Annotated in this window: 1 protein-coding gene; it reads left to right on the top strand. The window is 65.5% G+C overall.

Features of this window, described 5'->3' with window-relative positions:
• Window positions 1-11 precede the first annotated feature (11 nt).
• Window positions 12-859 (top strand): glycerophosphodiester phosphodiesterase family protein (locus EBH09_RS00045; protein WP_121745061.1); only part of this gene is annotated, 848 nt, incomplete at its 3' end.

The raw sequence follows: 859 nt of genomic DNA on the forward strand, positions 1-859 counted from the left end.
GGGAGGCTGTAGTGAAGCACGCGAGCAACAGACGTGTCGGTGTCGTGGTGGCCGTGCTGAGCGGTCTGACCCTGGCCGCGACGGCATCGACGACCGCACACGCGGACGAGCGGCCCGACGACCGGCCCGACGCCATCGCACACCGCGGCTCATCCGGCATGGCACCGGAGAACACCGAGGCCGCCATCGACCTCGCCGTCGACCAACGCGCCGACTTCGTCGAGATCGACGTCCAACGCACCAAAGACGGCACACTCGTCAACTTCCACGACTGCACCATGGAACGCACCACCAACATCGAAGAGATCTACCCCGACCGCCCCCGCTACCGCGTCTCCGACTTCACCTGGGCAGAACTCCGCCAACTCGACGCCGGCTCCTGGTTCCACCACGACTACACCGGCGAACCCCTCATCACCGTCGACCACGTCATCACCCGCATCAACAACACCCGCACCGGACTCCTCGCCGAGATCAGCCCCTGCGGCCACTACACCGACCTCGCCACCGACCTCGCCAAAAACCTCCAGAACAAACCACGCTACGTCCGCCGCGCACTCGCCCGCGAACAACTCGCCGTCCAGTCCTTCCAGACCGACGACGCCCACCAATTCCACACCCACATGCCCGACATCCCCATCGGCCTCCTCGACGCCGACCGCCCCACCGACACCGAACTCCTCGAACTCAGCACCTGGGCCGACCAGATCAACCCCCAGCACACCGTCACCGACCAGAACCTCGTCGACCGCATCCACCAACTCGGCATGGACATCAACGTCTGGACCGTCGACGAACCCGGCGCCATACGCAAAATGACCACCCTCGGCGTCGACGGCATCATCACCGACTACCCCCA

The organism is Streptomyces sp. E2N166 (genome assembly GCF_003671715.1).
GTDB classification, from domain to species: Bacteria; Actinomycetota; Actinomycetes; order Streptomycetales; family Streptomycetaceae; genus Streptomyces; species Streptomyces thinghirensis.